Raw genomic sequence first — 13,850 nt, forward strand, 5'->3', positions numbered from 1 at the left:
TCAAGACTTCGCTACACGTTATGGATACGTCACCCACCCCTTATAAAGATGAATTGGCGAGCGCTTTTTCTTGGTGGCGCGATGCGGGGGTGGATCAGGACTTCACCGATGACGCTACGGCGTGGCTTGTTGAAGAGGACGCGCGGCCAGCGCTTGATGCAGAACCCGAAGCGCATTCTGTGCCGGCAAAGCCCGCGCCTGCGCAATCTGTGCCTCAATCGCCAAAGGTTGAACGAGTTGATCTGCTTGGTTCCTCGCCGCCTGAAACTTTGGAGGCTTTTCGCGAATTCTGGATGGAAGCGCCGGGATTGGACGCGATTGGGCCACGCGGCCGGGTGCCGCCAAGAGGCGGGCCAAACGCTCAACTGATGGTGCTGGTCACCGATCCTGAGCAGGGCGACCGTGATCGACTGCTATCAGGACCTCAAGGCGAACTGCTGGATGCGATGCTCCGCGCGATGGGCTTTGAAGAAGGCCAGATTTATTTCGCCTCCGCCTTACCCCGCCACACGCCCATGGCTGATACACCTGCCATTGCAGCAGGCGGTATGGATGTGGTCACCCTTCACCACATAGCGCTCGCCCAGCCCAAAGCGGTTCTCGTGATGGGAACGAACATCTTGCCGCTTATCGGGGGCATATCGACGAAAGACCCTCAGTCTTTACGTGAAATCAACCTAACCGGTTCATCAAAGCCAGCACTGTTAACCGATGGGCTGGACAGCCTAACGGCCATGCCGAGATTGAAGGCACGGTTCTGGCGGAGATGGATTGAATGGTCAGCGGAAGTGTTATGAGTTCTGTGATGCGCGGCCTTGGGATTGCCGCGGGAATTACCGCCAGCTTTTCATTTTCCTCCATCGCCACAGCTCAATCGAGCAGCATGGTTGCGCATTACCAGCAACCGCAGGCCTCCGCAGAAGTAACAAGCAATTTCAGCGCCCTGTCAGCAGAACAGCGGGCTTTTTATCGCGATGTCTTCGCCAGCATAGATGCGCAGGAATGGCAGCGTGTCGAAGAGCTGCTGAACAATCAGCAGCCCAGCATCCTGCATCAGGTCGCTTGGGCAGAATACTTCACACACGCCAAAAGCCCGAAGGTAAGCGCGGATCAGATCGCGAACTGGTTTTCATCTGGCGTCGAATTGCCGCAGGCGGCACAGCTTGGCCGGATGGGTGCAAAGCGTGGCCTCACCAGCCTTCCCTATTTGCCGCAAGCCCGCAGCTTTGCGAGCCAGCCTTACATCTCAAAACGCACCCGGCCCCGCCCGGTGAATGACGGCACAATTTCGGCAAGCACCAAAACCGCCATTCGTGATCGTATCAAAAATGATGATCCTGCTGGCGCACACGCGCTTTTGATGGAAGCCGACCCGTTTCTGAGCTCCAAAGCGCGCGCCGAATGGCGCCAGCGTGTTGCCTGGAGCTATTACATCGAGAATGACGATCAAAACGCTCTTCTGCTTGCAGACACTGTTGCTGACGGGTCTGGTCCGTGGGTGGCTGAAGGATACTGGACGGCGGGACTTGCCAGCTGGCGATTGGGTGACTGCGGGATTGCTTCAGAAGCATTTTCGCGGGCTGCTGCCATGTCCAGCAATGTCGAACTGACGGCAGCCGCGCATTACTGGGCGCATCGCGCGCTGATCCGGTGCCGCGAGCCGGGCCGTGCTCAGGAACATCTGAGCAGTGCTGGCAGCTATCAAGAGACGCTTTATGGCATGCTCGCGGCCGATCAATTGGGCATTGAGCAGGCGGCCGCTGGCGAACCCGCTCCACTGACGCAGGATGAATGGCGCGCCCTTGCCAACCGCAGCAATGTCAAAGTTGCCGTGGCGCTGGTTGAAATCGGCCGCCCGGCATTGGCTGACGAAGTGCTTCGCCACGAGGCGCGCATTGGCAGTCAGCAAGACTATGGCTCGCTTGCCAAGCTGGCGCGTCAATTGGGCATGCCGTCAACCCAGCTCTTCATGGCGTACAACGCCCCCTATGGCACTCGCAGCGATGCCGCCCTGCGCTTTCCCGTCGCGCGGTGGAAGCCCGCGACCGGGTGGCGGGTTGACCCGGCCCTGGCGTTTGCGCACGCTTTGCAAGAATCGAATTTCCGCGCTTCCGCTGTAAGCCCGGCCAATGCGCGCGGACTGATGCAAATCATGCCGGGCACCGCGCGCGATCACAATCGCCGCCTCAATCTTGGCGCGAGCTATGCCGATCTCAATGATCCATCGGTCAACCTCGCCTATGGCCAACAGCACCTTGAAATGCTCCGCGATAGCGGCGCGACGCAAGGCCTGCTTCCGAAAATCATGGCAGCCTACAATGCAGGCCTAACCCCGGTGAGCCGCTGGAATTACGAAATCCGTGATCAAGGCGATCCGTTGCTCTGGATGGAATCGATCCCCTATTGGGAAACGCGCGGCTATGTCGCCATCGTGATGCGCAATTACTGGATGTATGAGCGTGCTGCAGGTCTTGATTCCCCATCGCGTCGGGCTTTGGCCGAAGGGCGCTGGCCAGTTTTCCCTCAAATGGCTACGAACAGGGCAGCGATGTTGGCGCAATAGGGGCATTTCATAATGGCGATCGATACGGACCGGACGTTCACACCCATCCAGATCGCCGTTCTGACAGTCTCCGACACACGCACCGCAGAAAACGACACTTCGGGTGATATCCTTTCCAAGCGCGTTACCGATGCGGGACATACGCTTGCCGCGCGCACCATCGTTAAAGACGACGCTGTCCATCTCGCCGAGCAATTCGACACGTGGATTGATGATCCGCAAATCGACGCAATTGTCTCCACTGGCGGAACGGGCCTTACGGGCCGCGATGTGACACCCGAAGCGCTCACCCGCATCGAAGGCGCCCGCGACATTCCAGGCTTTGGCGAGCTGTTCCGCTGGCTCAGTTTCCAAACCATTGGCACCAGCACAGTGCAATCGCGCGCCTGCGCCGTGGTCGCGCGCGGCACTTACATCTTTGCCCTTCCCGGATCGAACGGAGCGGTAAAAGACGGCTGGGACGGCATTCTCGCCGAACAGCTCGATAGCCGGAACCGACCGTGCAATTTTGTGGAGCTGATGCCGCGGCTTAAGGAGCGATAATCTCGTCCTGTCATTCCCACCTTTTTGGGGGTTTTAGGATGGGGCTGACATTTGAATTTTGTTCTATATATGTTCTCATCATGAGAACGCGAGAGCATCCGGATTTTGAGCATGGCAGAGGCGCTGCGTCCGGCGCTCCATCATCGCGATTCAATCTCAACCAGCGAGAGATAGACGGCGACTGGCGCGATCATGTCGAGGCGCTCGATGGCCCTCCGGTCAAGCTGCGCACGCATGTGACTGAAGAGCGTCCAAAGACGATCCTCTCCTTCAACCAATCGCCCGATGTCCCGTTTGATCGTTCGATCAACGCTTATCGAGGGTGCGAGCATGGCTGCGTTTATTGCTTTGCGCGCCCTACCCACGCCTATCATGATTTGTCGCCAGGCCTCGATTTCGAGACGCAGCTTTTCGCCAAACCCAATGCGGCCGATTTGCTGCGCGAAACGCTTGCCAAGCCGCGCTATCAGCCAAAGCCAATCGCGCTTGGCACCAACACCGATCCGTATCAGCCTATCGAGAAACGTTACCGGATTACGCGCAGCATTCTCGAAGTGTGTCTTGAAGCGCGCCACCCGGTAACCATTACCACCAAGTCCGACCGCATCCTGCGCGATGCCGATTTGCTTGAGGAGATGGCGCGAGAAAAGCTGCTCGCGGTCGCGATATCGGTCACGACTTTGGACCCGGCACTGTCGAGCAAGCTAGAGCCTCGCTGCTCTGCGCCTGCAAAACGTGTTGCAGCCCTTGCCAAATTGGTGGAGCTGGGAGTGCCGGTCCACTGCTCAGTCTCGCCGATCATTCCTGCGATTACCGACGAATTCATGGAAGGCATCATCGCTCGAGTTGGCGAGCTAGGTGTTGCGAGTGCAGGTTGGATCCCGCTGCGTCTTCCCCACGAAGTCTCCTCGCTGTTTCGCGAATGGCTGGACGTGCATTACCCCGATCGCGCGGGCAAGGTGATGAGTATTGTCCGCTCGATCCGCAATGGAAGGGACAATGATCCTGATTTCTTCACCCGAATGAAACCTACGGGCGTGTGGGCTGACCTTTTCCGATCCCGCTTTGCGCTAGCCTGCAAACGCGCTGGCATTGGTCTTGGCAAGAACGCAATGCGATTCGAATTGGACTGCTCGCGCTTTCGCCCACCGGAAGTCGGTGGACAGATGCGTCTGTTTTAAGAAGCCCACCATCCCGGCGCTTAGCTCGGAATGGTGGGCGCTATGAGTCAGACTAAGTCAGCAGCCGACAGGTTTACCGCCGAATCCTTGCCGTTGCGGCCGGTTTCGATCTCGTAATTGAGGCGTTGTTCTTTATCGAGCGTTTGCATGCCTCCGGCCTGCACTGCGGTGATGTGAACAAAGCTGTCATTCCCGCCATCATCGGGCTGGATAAAACCATAGCCTTTGTCGGCGTTGAAGAATTTTACTGTTCCGGTCTTGCTCATTTGGGGTTCCTTTCAAGAACGCATGAGGTTTCTCGCGCGGCGACATGCCGTGCGGTCTTGCAAAAATCGTCCGATGAAAGGAAGTCGTCGTTTGGTTTACGCCGGGGCCAAATGAGGCAAGCGGCGATCGTCATAATCCGAAATCCGTCGCAAATTTCGACGTCAGCGGGGATGGAGTAGCAGGGTATGGGCTCCAGGGATAGGATTGTGTTTTGGCAGCTTCGGGTGCTTGATGAATGAAAACCAACGTCATCCCCGCGAAAGCGGGGATCCCGCTACCTACTTCATCGAAGAAAGACAGCTGGATCCCGGATCAAGTCCGAGATGACATTTCAAATGACGATAGCCTCACCGATGATCTTGCCATCCCACAGGAAGAACTTTTCGGCCTTTCGAAAAGGGCGGGCTGCGGCATCGCCATAAACAAAAAAGAAACTCGCGACTGCTTCTTCCCCTAATTCAATCCAGTCCTTCTTGACCAGCAGGCGCGCATCGTTTGCGTTGTCTGCAGATCGTGAAAGCATGCACGGGCATCCGAACCCATTTGGGACTGGCGTTTTGCGTCCACCATCAGCAGTAGCAAAAAACTTTACGCGTGCACTTAAGTCCGGCTCCCTTGTCTCGAGGTCGCGCACTCGTCGAACGAACACGTCTGGCAAAACGAGGAAGGTCACCCAAAGCCCCCGCCAACCTCACCTGGCTTAAAACGCATAAGGCGACTATCCACTAGCGCAGCAGTCCGGTTCACCACCGCGAGTTGATAATCGGCGTCCTTGATCATCTCGAAAAACGCGCCCGCATTGGGATATTGCGCGACAAAGCCATCATGCCAGATTTTATCGTCAGGCTCAGGGCCGGTTACCATGGTCTGAAATGCGCCGCGCCAGATGATCTCACCGCCAACACGTTTGAAGATCGGGCCGGATGTTGCGCCGTATTCTTCATAGGCACGCCGTCCCGTCCAGCCATTACCGTGATGTTCGTGGCCTTCCGGGTATTCGGCAAGCACACGGTACCGCAGCAGATTAAGCATATGGATCGGCTCATCGCGGGGCAAGTCTTTGAACGCGGTGAAATTGGCGGGCGATGGGTCTATATATACCCGGTCGTGCTCGACGTTTGGGTCAGTCATGAAGTTTGGCTCCAGAATTCCGGGTAAAGTATCGGCCGAGTTTGTGCACCACCGCGAGTATCAGATCGAAGAACAAAACGACTGGTATTCCTATCGCCAGCGGCAATCCTACAGGCGATAGGAAGAAGATCAATCCGGCCACTTCGGGACTTGAAGTGTCTCTTAGTGCGAACGCGTTGGCATGGTCGAGATAAGCATAGGTCGCCGCGAAAGCACCGACCATGAACACATAGGTCAAAACAACCCCCAAGGCCCTGATTTTGAAACGAAACACGAAGCGCGGCAGTAGAAGGCGCCAACCCAATGCACAGCCAATGCCGGCCAGTATGTAGACGAGGATGGTGGTTCCCTTATCCAACCGGTTTACGCCTCCAGCTTATAGTCCGCAAACCTGTCACGCAGGTCTTTCTTCGAAATCTTGCCGGTAGCCGTGTGCGGGATATCCTCCACGAATTCGACTGCGTCCGGCAGCCACCATTTGGCAACGATGGGCTTTAAGTGCTCGACAATGTCATCTGCTGAACAATCCGCGCCTTCGTTTTTGACCACAAACAGGACCGGGCGCTCATCCCATTTGGGGTGCGCCATTCCTATGCATGCAGCCTCTGCCACGGCGGGGTGGCCGACAGCGGCGTTCTCCAATTCGACCGAGCTGATCCACTCGCCCCCGGACTTGATCACGTCCTTGGTCCTGTCGGTCAGCTGCAATGTGCCATCGGGATGAATGATGCCGACATCGCCGGTGTCGAACCAGCCTTCGGGACTGGCGGCATCTTCTTCGGCTTTGAAGTATCGCTTGATAATCCAAGGCCCCCGAATTTGCAGCGCGCCTGACGTCTTCCCATCGCGCGGCAATTCGGTGGCCATGTCATCTAGATCGACAATGCGCAGTTCCACCCCAAAGACAGGGCGACCCTGCATTGCCGTCTTGTCGACCTTTTCCTCAAAAGAAAGCTGATCCCAATCCCAGGTCGGCCCGCCTACTGTGCCGATGGGCGAAGTCTCGGTCATCCCCCAGGCATGCTGGACACGGGTTCCGTTCTTCATCAGCCGCTCGATCATAAAGCGCGGGCAGGCTGATCCGCCAATGGTGGCCGCTTTCAAGGGCGGGAGATCAATGCCTTCCTTGTCGCAATACTGGAAGTGCGCGAGCCAGACTGTGGGTACGCCGGCGCTATCAGTCACGCCTTCGCGGATCATCAGCTCGTGCAGGACGGCCGGATCATTGACGGCCGAGAACACGAATTTGATCCCTGCCATCGCCCCCGCATAGGGTAGACCCCAGCTTGCTGCGTGGAACATCGGGACCACGGGAAGCATTACGGAGGAGCTTGAGAAGTTGAAAGCGGCAGGCTGAAGTCCGGCGAGTGCGTGAAGCACGGTGGAGCGATGCTCGTACTGCACGCCCTTGGGGTTACCCGTCGTGCCTGAGGTGTAGCAGATCATGCACGGATCGGTCTCCGTACCCTCAACCCATTCATAGTCGCCAGATTGTCCGCCGATCCAATCCTCGAAGCTTTGCGTGTTCTCAGCTGAATCATAACAGATGTAGTGCTCCACTGTGGTCCACCGGTCTTTCATCTGGTCGATGATCGGCTGGAACGCGGCATCGTATAGCATCACTTTATCTTCGGCGTGATTGACGATGTATTCGAGCTGATCAGCGAACAGGCGCGGATTTACCGTGTGAAGCACCCCGCCCATGCCAGCGACGCCATACCAGCTGACGAGGTGGCGCGAATGGTTCATCGCAAGGCTCGCCACCTTGTCGCCCGGTTTCAGGCCAAGCGCTTCCAACGCTTGCGCCATCTTCAGAGCATCGCTTCTGATCCCGGTCCATGTCGTGCGCGTTTCGCTGCCATCAGCCCAGCGCGTCACAATCTCGCGCCCACCTGCCTCGCGTGCGGCATGATCGATCACATGCGTCACGCGCATGGTCCAGTGTTGCATTGCTCCGAGCATGAATTTCAAACCTCTCTCGTTTTAGTTCTGCTGCCATTCATGCCGATGGATTACTGGCTTGGCAATTACTTCCAAGCGAGGATAGAGCGCCGCTGATTATGAGCGTTTTTCATCAAACCAAGTTGCTGATCATGCAGACCGTCGGGCTGGAGAAGGATGCACTGCACATCTACGTTGCGCTGCTGGTCTTTATGCTGGCCTGCGTGCTGATGCGCTGGCGCGCGTCGAGCTGGAAACCCTGGTTTGTGGTGCTGATCGCCGCGATCGCGGGCGAAGTATGGGACGTGCATGACAGCATCAGGCTGGGCAATGCGATTGTAGTTGAAAATCACTGGAAGGATCTTTGGAACACGATGCTACTGCCGACCGTGCTTTTCATCGCGGCAAGGTATAGCCAAGTCTTTCAGCGAACACCCAAAGGCAATGCGGCATCCAGCGGCGATGCCAGACCTGGAGAGGCCGCCTAACCCGTTCTTGTCAGTCCGGCCCGATCACAGATGAGTTCGGGCGGCTGTAACCTGCTTGCCATGCAGTCATCCTATAGCGCTCGACACAGCACGAGTGTTCGACTGATCAAGGATGTTGCAATGAAATATGCTGCTATCTTTCTGGCTGGCACAGCCGCACTTCTCACCGCCCCGGTTCAAGCGCGAGAGGGACAAGCTTACATTGGCGTTGAAGGTGGAATTAGCTTTGAAGATCAGGTCGACATCGACCTCGTAAATGCCGACCCGCAGACCAATGCGGCATTTGCAGATACCAACACAGGTCTCGATGCCGATATCGTGTTTGGCTATGATTTCGGCGCTTTCCGCCTCGAAGCAGAAGCCGGGTATAAGCGGAACGGCTATGATGGATTAACAGTGGTCAATCCCGCGCTCGTTCCCGGCGTCGCAGTCGTTCCCGGCACGGTCGTGGAAAACGAACGGGACCTCACAATCTACAGCAGCATGCTCAATGGTCTCATCGAGTTCGGCAACGATGATGGCGTTCAAGTCTTCTTCGGCGGAGGTGTGGGTGTCGCGCTGGTAGACCTCCCTGTCGAAGTGGCAGGCGTCGGGACACTCTCTGAGAGCGATGCGGCAGATTTCGCTTTTCAGGGTCTTGCCGGGCTTCGTTTGGCAGTAACCGACAACGTCGATCTGGGCATCAAATATCGCTATTTCGTAGTCAACGATTTCGAACTGACCACGACGACCGGTGCCCCCCTCGAAGTCGACTATCAAGCGCATTCGGTGCTTGCGAGTGTGCTTTACAATTTCGGGCAGAAACAAGAGCCAGCACCGGCACCGCCGCCGCCCGCTCCTCCCGCCCCGCCGCCACCGCCGCCGCCCGCACCGGTAGCGCCGCCACCGGCACCGCCGCCTTGCAACACTGGCCCTTTCATCGTTTTCTTCGACTGGGATGAATCGACGATCAAAGCTGATGCTGCCACCGTGCTTGACGGAGCGATCAGCGCATATGCCAATTGCGGAACTGCGCGGGTCATGCTGGCAGGCCATGCTGACACATCAGGCAGTGCGACATACAACATTGGCCTTGCTGAGCGCCGAAATGCGGCCGTGCGCGCGTACATAACCGGACGCGGCATTCCCGATGCGAGAATTGCCGCCGAAGCGTTCGGAGAAAGCAACACACGCGTGCCGACAGGCGATGGAGTTCGCGAACCCCAGAACCGCCGTGTCGAAATCACTTATGGCCCGGGCGCAGGCATGTAGAGTTGCGAAGGCTTTTCAGGAGGGACCCCGCCTTACGCCGTCCCTCCAGAAGAGCCGCTAGGCCACTCGTTTCAGCTTAACGCGATCCCTCAAGGGTTCGAGCGAGACATTGGCCAACCCTTCCACCTCTTGCAGTCTGTCGGCAAGATTGCCGTCGAGCGCATATCGTCCAACGAGCTTAAGGTAAGCGTCCTCGTCTGCGCCCAAAACGAGCCGCAAGAGCACCTCGCCCATGGCGGTTTCGCTGGTGGCGAGTTCCAGCTTCAGGTCCGCAATGGCCGATACACTCAGCACATCGGCTTTCAAGATCATTGGAATGCTGCCCTGCACTCCGTCCAAGGGCCGCGCGCCGCGGATGGTGAGGCGGGGCGGTTCGCCGGGATTGGGCGCGTCGAGTTCGGCGCTCAGGAGCAGGCAAGTGCCTTCGGCGGCCCATTGTTCAAATTGCGGCACCAGAGCCTCTTCAAAACACGCGGCCGAAAACTGGCCTGAGCTGTCAGAGAAATCGGCCCGAACATATTCGGCGCCGCGTTTGGTGCGCAATTTGGACATGCCTTCAACCATGGCGGCGATCATGGCGGAGCCCTTGCCGCCAGGAGGCGCGCCTGCATCCATCACCGCCTGATAAGACCGCGCGCCTTGCGCGGAGGCGACATCGCGATACTGCTGCACCGGGTGCGCGGAAAAATAGAAGCCGAAATTCTCGCGCTCTTTCGACATCTGCTCAGTGCGAGACCATTGCTCGATTTCCTTGAGACGCAGAGTGTCTTCAGGCGCATCCTCGCCGCCAAACAAGCCGCCCTGCCCGCTATCCCGCTCTCGAGCAGCGGCATCTGCGACGGCGAGAAGCATGTCAGCATTCTCGAACAATTCCGCGCGATTGGGATGAAGGCAATCGAGCGCTCCGCCACAAATAAGGCCCTCCAACTGGCGGCGGTTCATCGATCCTTGGGGGACGCGCTCGAACAGGTCTTTCAGGCTCTCAAACGGTCCTGACGCATCCCGCTCTTTCGTAATCGCGTCCATCGCTTTTTCGCCAACATTGCGAATGCCGGCGAGAGCGTAGCGCACACCATAACCGTTGTCAGTCTGCTCAACCGAAAACTTGGCTTGGGAGTGATTGATGCACGGGGGCAAGACCTCGATCCCCTCTTCTACTGGATATCGCCGTGCATCATCGACGAACACGCTCAGTTTTTCTGATTGGTGCAAGTCAAAGCACATCGAAGCGGCGTAAAACTCCTCCGGATAATGCGCTTTCATCCACCCTGTCTGATAGGCGAGCAATGCATAGGCAGCGGCATGCGACTTGTTGAAGCCATATCCTGCAAATTTGTCGATCAAGTCGAACAGCTCGTTGGCCTGCTTCTTCTCAATGCCCGAGACTTCCTTGCACCCCTCGACAAAGCGCCCACGCTGGATGTCCATTTCCGCCTGGACTTTCTTGCCCATCGCGCGGCGCAGCAAGTCCGCATCACCGAGCGAATATCCGGCAAGGATTTGCGCGGCCTGCATCACCTGTTCCTGGTAGACGAAGATGCCGTAAGTCTCAGCCAGGATGCCTTCGAGTTTGGGGTGCGGGTATTCGATCTCTACTTCGCCCGCTTTGCGCTGACCAAATAGCGGAATGTTGTCCATTGGACCGGGGCGATAGAGCGAAACGAGCGCGATAACATCGCCGAAATTGGATGGTTTCACGGCCTTCAGCGTGCGCCGCATTCCTTCCGATTCCAGCTGGAACACGCCAACCGTGTTACCCGCCTGCATAAGATCGTAAACCGCAGTGTCATCAAGCGGGAGTGTGCCGAGATCAATCGTAATCCCGCGCTCTTCCAGAAGGTCCACCGCCTTGCGCAGGACCGAGAGCGTTTTGAGCCCCAGAAAGTCGAATTTGACGAGGCCAGAGCTTTCGACATGTTTCATATCGAATTGCGTCACCGGCATATCCGATCGCGGATCGCGGTAAAGCGGCACCAGCTTGGCAAGCGGCCTATCGCCGATCACAACACCCGCAGCGTGAGTCGAAGAATTGCGCGGCAGGCCCTCCAACTGCATGGCAAGATCAACGAGCCGTTTTACCTCATTGTCGTTGTTGTATTCCGCCTTGAAATCCGCCGCTCCGTTAAGAGCACGCGGCAGCGTCCATGGGTCGCTGGGGTGGTTGGGCACCATTTTGCAAAGCCTGTCGACCTGGCCATAGCTCATCTGCAAAATCCGACCGCAATCGCGCAAAACGGCGCGCGCTTTCAGCTTACCGAATGTGATGATCTGGGCGACGTGATCCTGCCCGTATTTCTGCTGAACATACCGGATCACTTCACCCCGGCGCGTTTCGCAGAAATCAATATCGAAATCCGGCATGGAAACGCGCTCAGGATTGAGGAAGCGCTCAAACAGCAAGCCCAGTTGGATGGGGTCCAAATCGGTGATTGTCAGCGCCCATGCGACAATCGAACCCGCTCCGGAACCACGCCCTGGCCCCACCGGAATGCCATTATCCTTGGCCCATTTGATAAAGTCAGCAACGATCAGGAAATAACCGGGAAAACCCATTTTGACGATGATGCCGATCTCGTAATCGAGGCGATCAAAATAGGTTTTGCGATCCTCTTCGCTCAAGTCTTCATAGAGCGATAGCCGTTCTTCCAAACCGCTGCGCGATTGCTCTTCGAGCATCCGCGCTTCGCCTTCCAGGTCCCCTGCAAGGCTGGGAAGGATCGGGTCGCGATAGGGCGGCGCGTATGCACACCTCTGCGCGATAACGAGCGTGTTCTGGATCGCTTCGGGTAAGTCGATAAACAGATCGCGCATCATGTGCGCGGATTTCACAAACCCTTGCTCATTTGTGCGCGCTCGGTCCTCGTTATCGACATAGGTCGAACCCGCGATGCACAACATCGCATCGTGCGCCTTGTGCATGTGGGGTTCGGCAAAGTTTGCAGGATTGCTGGCGACAAGAGGGATGTCGCGGTCATAGGCGAGATTGATCAGGGCTTCTTCGGCAGCAGCACAAGCCGGATCGCCGTGACGCGCAAGCTCAATGTAAAGCCGGTCGGGAAACAGCGATTGCAGCCGATCGGCTACCGAAAGCGCAGCATCGTCCTGCCCTTCAGCGAATAGCCGGGTCAGGGCGCCCTCGCCCGCTCCCGTCAGCGCGATCAGGCCATCCGTGTGCCCTGCAAGATCATCCCACACCACGTGCGGTTCGAATTCGAGCGGCCGTTCAAGATGCGCTTTCGATACGAGGTGGCACAGATTATCATACCCCGCCTCATCCTGCGCATAGAGCGGGATGTAATCGACCAGTTTGCCATCCGAACCATCGCGCGCGACGCCCAGCAGTGTGCCGATAATCGGCTGCACGCCCTCAGCCTTGCAGGCATTGGCGAACATCACCGCGCCATAAAGCCCATTCCGATCGCAGATCGCGATGGCGGGAAAGCCGCGTTCCCTTGCCAGCTTGGCGATCGCCTTTGGATCCGCCATGCTTTCGAGCATCGAATAAGACGACAGAACGCGCAATGGTATGAAGGGAGCGAAAGGCATTATTGGAAGTTACGCATGCGCGCTCCACATTCAACCGGGCGCGCTCGCCACTTGGGGAAAAGCTGGGGGCAATCTATAGCGTGGTGCGGGAGGACATTATGACAGACATGGTGACGGTCGAGAATGTGAATACGCCGGGCAAAAGCTCCTGCGTAAACGCTGCCAAATACAATGATATGCGCGCAGCATTCGACGCGGCTTTGCCAAAATCATCTCCGGGCCTGACGCAAGCTGAAACGCGCGAGGCGGTGAAGCCACATTTGAGCGATGACCTGTTCCCAGGCGGCAAAACCAGCGGATGGTGGGCGAAGACCGTGCAGCTGGACCTGGAAGCAAAAGGCCTGCTGGTGCGTGAGGTTACCAAGCCTTTGCGATGGCATTGGAGGCCTCTGGAGTAAACGAACTGAAAAGAGGGGCACAATCTTGGAAAGCATCTCAGCGAGTGGGCAAATTCTCCGCCTGGTCAAAATCGCACTAATCCTTGCAGTGGGTGCATGGGGAGCGTTCGGCGCGATGGGCAACATCATCGACTGGGCAGGCACTGTCGGATCGGTCGAAGCGGTCAGTTCGATGGCCCGGTTCAGCGGCGGCGCTGAGGATTGGCGAGCCACAAACAGCCCAATCGTCAACTATGCTGGTGCAGTCTTCATTGTGATCTTCAAGAGCGTCTCCGCTCTCCTTTGTGGAATGGGCGCGGTACAGATGTGGCGCGCGAGACAATCGCAGGCGAGCGAGTTTGCAAATGCCAAATCGATAGCGATTGCTGGGTGCTTGGTTGCTGTATTCGGCCTGTTTTCAGGCTGGATCGTAATCGGAGAGGGCTGGTTTGAGTTCTGGCGTGATCCGGGCTTTGATGGACTGGAAGGCGCTGGCATCGCTGCCTTTAGGTACGGGGGCTTCATCGGCCTTATCGCGCTGTTGGTCGCGCAGCCCGAATAG

At 57.4% G+C, this 13,850-nt stretch carries 14 protein-coding genes; 8 read left to right on the forward strand and 6 right to left on the reverse strand.

Annotated features, from left to right (window positions below; all coding sequences use genetic code 11):
* Window positions 1–20: 20 nt before the first annotated feature.
* From AUC45_RS02940 to AUC45_RS02955, 4 genes are all read left to right on the forward strand, one after another.
* Window positions 21–797 carry a hypothetical protein gene (locus tag AUC45_RS02940; RefSeq protein ID WP_067597870.1) on the forward strand — a complete coding sequence of 259 codons (777 nt, stop codon included), beginning with the start codon at window positions 21–23 and terminating at the stop codon, window positions 795–797.
* Window positions 794–2,563 carry a lytic transglycosylase domain-containing protein gene (locus AUC45_RS02945; protein WP_233998509.1) on the forward strand — a complete coding sequence of 590 codons (1,770 nt, stop codon included), beginning with the start codon at window positions 794–796 and terminating at the stop codon, window positions 2,561–2,563. Before AUC45_RS02940 ends, AUC45_RS02945 begins: the two co-directional genes overlap by 4 nt.
* Before the next feature lie 12 nt (window positions 2,564–2,575).
* Window positions 2,576–3,106 carry a molybdenum cofactor biosynthesis protein B gene (gene moaB / locus AUC45_RS02950; protein WP_067597876.1) on the forward strand — a complete coding sequence of 177 codons (531 nt, stop codon included), beginning with the start codon at window positions 2,576–2,578 and terminating at the stop codon, window positions 3,104–3,106.
* Between the two features lie 80 nt (window positions 3,107–3,186).
* Window positions 3,187–4,287, forward strand: coding sequence for a PA0069 family radical SAM protein (locus tag AUC45_RS02955; protein ID WP_067598996.1), 1,101 nt, complete (start codon window positions 3,187–3,189; stop codon window positions 4,285–4,287).
* Between the two features lie 47 nt (window positions 4,288–4,334).
* On the opposite strand, the gene AUC45_RS02960 is transcribed toward AUC45_RS02955, so the two are convergent.
* From AUC45_RS02960 to AUC45_RS02980, 5 genes are all read right to left on the reverse strand, one after another.
* Window positions 4,335–4,553, reverse strand: a complete 219-nt coding sequence (locus AUC45_RS02960; protein WP_067597879.1) for a cold-shock protein — start codon at window positions 4,551–4,553, stop codon at window positions 4,335–4,337.
* Between the two features lie 332 nt (window positions 4,554–4,885).
* Window positions 4,886–5,077 (reverse strand): hypothetical protein, encoded by a 192-nt coding sequence (locus AUC45_RS02965; RefSeq protein ID WP_067597881.1) that lies wholly within the window; start codon window positions 5,075–5,077, stop codon window positions 4,886–4,888.
* A 146-nt stretch (window positions 5,078–5,223) separates the two neighbouring features.
* On the reverse strand, window positions 5,224–5,685 hold the full coding sequence (locus tag AUC45_RS02970) for a DUF1330 domain-containing protein (protein WP_067597884.1): 462 nt from the start codon (window positions 5,683–5,685) through the stop codon (window positions 5,224–5,226).
* Window positions 5,678–6,043, reverse strand: coding sequence for a hypothetical protein (locus tag AUC45_RS02975; RefSeq protein ID WP_067597887.1), 366 nt, complete (start codon window positions 6,041–6,043; stop codon window positions 5,678–5,680). Before AUC45_RS02975 ends, AUC45_RS02970 begins: the two co-directional genes overlap by 8 nt.
* A gap of 5 nt (window positions 6,044–6,048) precedes the next feature.
* Entirely contained in the window at window positions 6,049–7,647 is a 1,599-nt protein-coding gene (locus tag AUC45_RS02980; protein WP_067597890.1) for a long-chain fatty acid--CoA ligase, read from the reverse strand.
* 98 nt (window positions 7,648–7,745) lie between these two features.
* Here AUC45_RS02980 and AUC45_RS02985 point away from each other — a divergent pair, with 98 nt between their 5' ends.
* Both AUC45_RS02985 and AUC45_RS02990 read left to right on the forward strand, forming a co-directional pair.
* Window positions 7,746–8,114, forward strand: a complete 369-nt coding sequence (locus AUC45_RS02985) for a hypothetical protein (RefSeq protein ID WP_067597893.1) — start codon at window positions 7,746–7,748, stop codon at window positions 8,112–8,114.
* A gap of 120 nt (window positions 8,115–8,234) precedes the next feature.
* On the forward strand, window positions 8,235–9,365 hold the full coding sequence (locus AUC45_RS02990; RefSeq protein WP_067598999.1) for an OmpA family protein: 1,131 nt from the start codon (window positions 8,235–8,237) through the stop codon (window positions 9,363–9,365).
* Between the two features lie 57 nt (window positions 9,366–9,422).
* On the opposite strand, the gene dnaE is transcribed toward AUC45_RS02990, so the two are convergent.
* Window positions 9,423–12,911: a DNA polymerase III subunit alpha gene (gene dnaE / locus AUC45_RS02995; RefSeq protein ID WP_067597896.1), complete on the reverse strand. Its 3,489-nt coding sequence runs from the start codon at window positions 12,909–12,911 to the stop codon at window positions 9,423–9,425.
* Between the two features lie 98 nt (window positions 12,912–13,009).
* Between dnaE and AUC45_RS03000 the strand changes: the two genes are divergently transcribed.
* Both AUC45_RS03000 and AUC45_RS03005 read left to right on the forward strand, forming a co-directional pair.
* On the forward strand, window positions 13,010–13,309 hold the full coding sequence (locus tag AUC45_RS03000; protein WP_067599002.1) for a hypothetical protein: 300 nt from the start codon (window positions 13,010–13,012) through the stop codon (window positions 13,307–13,309).
* A 25-nt stretch (window positions 13,310–13,334) separates the two neighbouring features.
* Window positions 13,335–13,850, forward strand: a complete 516-nt coding sequence (locus tag AUC45_RS03005) for a DUF2165 domain-containing protein (RefSeq protein ID WP_067597898.1) — start codon at window positions 13,335–13,337, stop codon at window positions 13,848–13,850.

Origin of the sequence: Erythrobacter sp. YT30, from assembly GCF_001542875.1 — a bacterium.
Classification (GTDB): domain Bacteria; phylum Pseudomonadota; class Alphaproteobacteria; order Sphingomonadales; family Sphingomonadaceae; genus Erythrobacter.